This window comes from Bradyrhizobium genomosp. III (genome assembly GCF_000261705.1).
In the GTDB taxonomy this organism is placed as follows: Bacteria; Pseudomonadota; Alphaproteobacteria; order Rhizobiales; family Xanthobacteraceae; genus Bradyrhizobium; species Bradyrhizobium ottawaense.
On record NZ_AJQF01000575.1, the window covers coordinates 1 to 2,287 of the forward strand.

General features: G+C 64.0%; 2 protein-coding genes. Both read left to right on the forward strand.

What is annotated here, in order from left to right; translation table 11 throughout:
- Nucleotides 1-1,343: DUF1522 domain-containing protein (locus IC66_RS0142160; RefSeq protein WP_038951361.1), on the forward strand; the 1,343-nt coding region annotated here is incomplete at its 5' end.
- Nucleotides 1,344-1,666: 323 nt separating this feature from the next.
- A partial coding sequence (locus IC66_RS0142165) for a flagellin N-terminal helical domain-containing protein (RefSeq protein ID WP_038951362.1) occupies nt 1,667-2,287 on the forward strand: 621 nt, incomplete at its 3' end.

Below are 2,287 nucleotides of genomic sequence, written 5' to 3' on the forward strand. Positions count from 1 at the left end.
GCAAGGCTGACCTGCTCAAGTCTCTCGGCCTGACCACGTCTGTGGGCGGCGGCAACGCCACCGTGAGCGTCAACCGGACCACGAGCTCGGGCTCGCTCGGTGCGACGATCGCGGACGGTTCGACGCTGAACGTCGACGGTCACGTCATCACCTTCAAGAACGCGCCGATCCCGGGTTCGACCGGTGCTCCGAGCGTTCCGAGCGGGTATGGTGCGAACGGCAACGTTCTCACTGACGGCGCCGGCAACTCGACGGTCTATCTGCAGGGCGGCACGATCAACGACGTCTTGAAGGCGATCGACCTTGCCACCGGCGTGCAGACCGCGACGGTCAATGCCAACGGCACCGCGACGCTTGCGACCGCCACCGGCCAGTCGAACTCGTTGATCAATGCTTCGGGTCAGCTCAAGATCTCGACCGGTGTCAATGCCGATCTGTCGATCACCGGCACCGGCAACGCGTTAAATGCGCTTGGCTTCGCCGGCAACACCGGGACCTCGACCGCCTTCACCGCGGCGCGCACCTCGGGCGTCGGCGGCATCACCGGCAAGACCTTGACCTTCTCGTCCTTCAACGGCGGCACGGCGGTCAGCGCCACCTTCGGCGACGGCACCAACGGCACGGTCAAGACGCTCGATCAGCTCAACACGAAGCTTCAGGCCAACAACCTGACGGCGACGATCGACGCCAACGGCCTGCTGACGGTCTCGACCACCAACGACTACGCGTCCTCGACCATCGGTTCGAACGCCGCGGGTGGTGCGATCGGCGGCACGCTGACCACGGCGCTGACGTTCTCGACGGCTTCCAGCCCCGTCCAGGATACGGTTGCGCAGACCTCGCGTGCGAATCTCGTCAACCAGTACAACAACATCCTCCAGCAGATCGATTCGACTGCTCAGGACTCCTCGTTCAACGGTGTCAACCTCTTGAACGGCGACCAGCTCAAGCTGGTGTTCGACGAGACCGCCAAGTCGAGCCTGAGCATCACGGGCGTGACCTACAACTCCAAGGGTCTGGGCCTCGCTGCGTTGACCAGCGGTGTCGACTTCATCGACAACGCTGCCACCAACAAGGTGCTCACGAACCTGAACTCCGCCTCGAGCACGCTCCGTTCGGAAGCCTCGGCTCTGGGCTCGAACCTGACCATCGTGCAGGTTCGTCAGGACTTCAACAAGAACCTGATCAACGTGCTGCAGACCGGTTCGTCCAATCTCACGCTGGCCGACACCAACGTCGAGGCGGCCAACAGCCAGGCGCTGTCGACTCGTCAGTCGATCGCGGTCTCCGCGCTGTCGCTGGCCAACCAGTCGCAGCAGAGCGTGCTGCAGCTGCTCCGCTAACAAGCGGACGACATCGCAAGACGTTAGGGCGGCGGGGCCTCGGCCCCGCCGCTTTTTTGTTGATCGCCCGAGGTTTTGAGAGGGCAGATGACGCTCCGAAAAGTAACCAGCGGTTATGGTTAATGGAGCGTAAGCGCAAAGAATTGCCAATGATTTCAGGCTGATTGCCATCTCGCTCCGCGCGTCCCGCCCGCTCATGGTGAACCGGCGCTTACGCAGGCGATGCTCGTTTCACCCTTTGTTAGCCATGTCGCGGCACGCTGGCCCCGTCACTCGATCCGAAGCGATCGAACGAAGACGCGTAAGCCAGAAGGGTAAGAGTCATGTCAGGTATTGTTCTCTCTGCGTCGGTTCGTCAGAACCTCCTCTCTCTCCAGTCCACCGCCGACCTCCTCGCCACCACACAGAACCGTCTGTCGACCGGCAAGAGCGTCAATTCGGCCCTGGACAATCCCACCAACTTCTTCACGGCACAGTCGCTCGACAACCGCGCCAGCGACATCAACAATCTGCTCGACGGCATCGCCAACGGCGTGCAGGTGCTTCAGGCCGCCAACACCGGCCTGACCTCGCTGCAGAAGCTGATCGACAGCGCGAAGTCGATCGCCAATCAGGCGCTGCAGACCACGGTCGGCTACTCCACCAAGTCCAACGTCTCCACCACGATCGCCGGCGCGACGGCGGCCGACCTGCGCGGCACGACGAGCTTCGCCAGCGCGACCGCGAGCAGCAACGTGCTGTATAACGGCACGGCCGGCGGCACCACGGCGGCGAACGGCACCACGACGCTCGGCGCCACCATCGGCACCTTCACGGGCACTGCGGGAACGGCCGGCGACGGCACCACGGCTCTGACCGGCGCCATCACCCTGATCGCCACCAACGGCACGACCGCCACCGGCCTGCTCGGCAACGCCCAGCCCGCCGACGGCGACACGCTGACC